3 protein-coding genes are annotated in these 3,585 nt (G+C 72.8%); 2 read left to right on the top strand and 1 reads right to left on the bottom strand.

What is annotated here, in order from left to right:
* A partial coding sequence (locus H5J30_RS22185) for an aldo/keto reductase (RefSeq protein WP_181789143.1) occupies positions 1–768 on the bottom strand: 768 nt, incomplete at its 3' end.
* A 332-nt stretch (positions 769–1,100) separates the two neighbouring features.
* Between H5J30_RS22185 and H5J30_RS22190 the strand changes: the two genes are divergently transcribed.
* Complete coding sequence (locus H5J30_RS22190) at positions 1,101–2,033, top strand: 2-hydroxyacid dehydrogenase (protein ID WP_220189219.1); 933 nt, start codon at positions 1,101–1,103, stop codon at positions 2,031–2,033.
* A gap of 313 nt (positions 2,034–2,346) precedes the next feature.
* The coding region (locus tag H5J30_RS22195) for a PAS domain S-box protein (RefSeq protein ID WP_181789144.1) at positions 2,347–3,585 on the top strand (1,239 nt) is incomplete at its 3' end.

Consider the following 3,585-nt stretch of genomic DNA (forward strand, 5'->3'; position numbering starts at 1 on the left):
CATCATCTCGGCGGTGAACCGCGGGTGCCGGGCGCGTATGTCGTCGGGCTCGAAGCCCTGCCCCGGCGTGAGCGTGCCCGTCAGGAACCCGTGCCCCAGCGGCATCGCGGCCAGGAAGCCGACCTGCCGCGCCGCGCACCACGGCAGCAGGCTCGCCAGCGCCTCCGGCGACCACACCGACAGCTCCGCCTGCACGCTGCTGACCGGGAACACCTGCTGCACCCGGGCCAGCCGGCCGATCGTCGCGCCGTACATCCCGCCGTACACCCCGCCGCCCGCGCGGCGGTCCGCGCGCGCCCCGACCGCGCAGAACCCCAGCGCGCGCACCTTGCCCGCCGCGACCAGCTCCGCCATCGCGCCCCAGGTCTCCTCGACGGGCACCTCGGGGTCCTCGCGGTGCAGTTGGTACAGGTCGATGACGTCGGTCTGCAGCCGGCGCAGCGAGGCGTCGCAGGCGCGCCTGACGTACGCCGGGCGGCCGTTGGCGACGACGTGCTGCTCGCCGACGAGGAGGCCGACCTTGGTGGAGACGAACGCCTCCGCGCGCCGCTCCTTGAGCACCCGGCCGACCAGCAGCTCGTTGGTGAACGGCCCGTACATGTCGGCGGTGTCGAGCAGGCTCACGCCGGCGTCGAGAGCCGCGCACACGGCCCGTACGGACTCCTCGCCCTGCTGCCGCGACGTGCTGTACGCCCAGCTCATCGGCATGCAGCCGAGGCCGACAGCACCCACCTGCAGGGCCGCCGCCCCGATCGTCCTGCGCTCCACGCAAGGCACCCTAGACCCTGCCGCCGACAGCGTCCCGCGACCACGGACCGCCTCACCCCCGGCAATCCGTGCGCCCGTACCGATCACGTAGGGCCTGTCGTTTGGGTCTTGCCGGATCAGGGAGCGGCGGCTGGTGCCGTGCATCGCAAGGCGGAGGAGGGAGGCGACGCGGAGCGTCGTCGACCGACGACAACGCGGCTGGGGGTACCGCCCACGCGTGCTCTGCGCGCTGTGGGGGAGCGGTGCCAGGCTCCCCCACAGCGCTTCGCTCGTGGGCGGTGCCCCCAGCGAGCCCGGCGAAGGTCCGAACGACAGGCCCTAACCTCGTGTCCATGAGTGAGGGACAGGTGTGGCTGCCGATTCCGCCGGACGAGATCACCGGGCTGCCGGGGGAGCTCGACTACGTCCACTGGGACGCCGAGCCGGACTTCCCGGCCGACCCGGCGGAGTGCGTCTTCCTGGTGGCCCCGTACATGCGTCCGATCACTCACGATCCGGTGCCGCTGATGACGCGGCTGAAGGTGCTGCAGACCCTCACCGCCGGCGTCGACGACTATCTGCCGGTGGTGGCCTCGCTGCCGCCGGGGGCCAGGCTGTGCAACGCCCGCGGCGTGCACGAGGCGTCGACCGCCGAGCTGGCGCTCGCGCTCACCCTCGCCTCGCTGCGCGGCATCCCGGACTTCGTGCGCCGCCAGGACGCGCAGGAGTGGCGCACCGGCTTCCACCCGTCGCTCGCCGACAAGACCGTGCTGATCCTCGGCTACGGCGCCATCGGCAGCGCGGTGGAGGACCGGCTCGCGGGCTTCGAGTGCGAGCGGGTCGTACGCATCGCGCGCTCCCCGCGCACCACACCGCGCGGTCCCGTCCACGCCCTCGCCGACGTACGGGAGTTGCTGCCCGCCGCCGACGTGGTGATCGTGACGACCCCGCTGACCGACGCCACCCGCGGCCTGGTCGACGCCGGGTTCCTGGCCCGGATGAAGGACGGCGCGCTGCTCGTGAACGTCGCCCGCGGCGCCGTCGTGGACACGAAGGCCCTGCTGGACGAGGTGGAGCCGGGCCGGCTGCGGGCCGCGCTCGACGTCACGGACCCCGAGCCGCTGCCGGCCGGCCACCCGCTGTGGCGCGCTCCCGGCGTGCTCATCAGCCCGCACACCGGCGGGCCCACGTCCGCGTTCCGGCCGCGTGCGGAGAGGCTGCTGCGCGCCCAGTTGCGGCGGTTCGCCGCCGGTGAAGCGGTGGAGCACGTGGTCGCCGTTGCCTGACGGACAACCGCACGAACACTCTACGTAGTTGACACGCAACTCTCGGTTTTAGTTACGCTCCGTAGAGGAAGTATGTCCCTGCGTGACGAACCTGGTGTATCGTCCGCAGCGGGGATTGCTCCCGACGTCAACGTGGCCGGCCCGCTGCCGGCGGCGCAACCGATATCGAGGGGGGCGATGGGCACATGCACGGCAAGTGGAAAACATTTCCGGTCCGCGGGCAGCGCGGTAGTCCCGCGCGCCTCCCGGCCCTGAGAGCCGGCGTCGCGGCGGGATCGCGGGCGCGACCGGCTCCCGGCAGCCGGGGGGCGCGGTGACCGCGTCGATCGGGGCGGTGGTGCCCAGGCCGCCGTTGCCCGCGGGGGTCGTACCCCAGCTGGTCCTCGCGGTGCTCTGCGCGGGGTATGCCACCGGTGCCGCTCTGGGCTGGGGCTCTTCCCGACTCGCCCTGATCATGGGGGACTTCGGGCTGAGCGCGGCGGCGTTCGCGGCCGCCATCTCGTGTCTTTACTACGCGCGTATCCGCCAGGGCCGCTTTCGGCCGGCCTGGCTCATGTTCGGCGTCTCGTCCGCCATGGCGGGCATCGGCAACGGCATCTGGGGCTGGTACGAGGTCGTGCTCCAGCGGCCGCTGCCCGAGGCGTCCGTCGCGGACTTCTTCTTCCTGCTCTTCGCGCCGCCGGCGGTCATCGGCCTGCTGGTGCTCGCCCGGCGGCCGGTGACCAGGGCGGGCTGGATCTGCCTGGGCCTGGACACCTGGCTCATCGGCGGCTCCCTGCTCACCATCTCCTGGACGCTCGCCCTGGCGCACGCCGCGGGGGACGACGAGTCGGTGCCGCGGGTGGCTCTCTCGCTCGCGTACCCGCTGCTGGACATCGTGCTGGTCAGCATGGTGCTCGCGCTGCACTTCCGGCGCACCGCGGCCGGCCGCTCGGCGATCAACACGGCGATCGGCGCGCTGGTGCTCACGGTCCTGTGCGACGCGCTGTTCACCTCGCCGCTGCTCCAGGAGCAGTACCACTCGGGGCAGCTGCTGGACGCGGGCTGGTTCGCCGGCTCGGTCCTGCTCGCGTACGCCCCCTGGGTCGGCAGGGCCGAGGAGGCGGAGGACGCCGAGGAGTGCGCCCAGAAGGAGCGCGGCCGCCCCATCGCCGGGCACATCGGCGCGCTCGCGCCGTACCTCGCGGCCGGCGTGTGCACGCTGGGGATCCTGTACAACCTGCTGGACGGCCGCAGCGTGGACCGCGTGGTCCTGATGACCGCGTGCACCGTCGTGCTGGCGCTGGTCGTCCGCCAGGCGATCATGCTGCTGGACAACATCAGCCTCACCCAGGAACTCGCCCAGAAGGAAAACCACTTCCGCTCGCTCGTCCAGGGTTCGAGCGACGTCATCATGATCGCGGCGCCGTCCGGCGTGCTGCGCTACGTCAGCCCCGCGGCCCTCGGGGTCTACGGCACGGACCCGGAGGAACTGGTCGGCTGCGAGCTGGCCGGGCTCATCCACCCCGACGACCTGGGCCGGGTGCTGCACGAGGTGCGCCGGTTCCTGTCG

Origin of the sequence: Streptomyces phytophilus, from assembly GCF_013870535.1 — a bacterium.
Lineage (GTDB): Bacteria > Actinomycetota > Actinomycetes > Streptomycetales > Streptomycetaceae > Streptomyces > Streptomyces phytophilus.

Excerpts from the sequence above, each read along its gene's own strand:
- H5J30_RS22190 (WP_220189219.1), top strand. The coding sequence starts at position 1,101 with ATGAGTGAGGGACAGGTGTGGCTGCCGATTCCGCCGGACGAGATCACC.